Genomic DNA, 268 nt, shown 5'->3' on the forward strand with positions numbered 1-268 from the left:
GTTTGAACACCCGGCAGAACGTTTCCTGATCGTAACCGATGAAGCTACTGCTAATATGCTGACCGATAAACTGCGCGGTGAAGCGGAACTGAACAATAGCCAACAGTGGCTGGCATTAAACATTGAAGCGGGTTTCCCGGTGATTGATGCCGCCAACAGCGGGCAGTTTATCCCACAGGCGACCAATCTCCAGGCGCTGGGCGGTATCAGCTTTAAGAAAGGCTGTTATACCGGACAAGAGATGGTGGCGCGAGCAAAATTCCGTGGT

1 pseudogene is annotated in these 268 nt (G+C 52.2%); it reads left to right on the plus strand.

Annotated features, from left to right (window positions below):
- Positions 1-268, plus strand: a pseudogene (locus SB725_RS31505) (tRNA-modifying protein YgfZ); the annotation flags it as partial.

It is taken from the genome of Pseudomonas sp. SIMBA_041 (assembly GCF_046535095.1).
Taxonomy (GTDB): Bacteria; Pseudomonadota; Gammaproteobacteria; order Pseudomonadales; family Pseudomonadaceae; genus Aquipseudomonas; species Aquipseudomonas mucoides.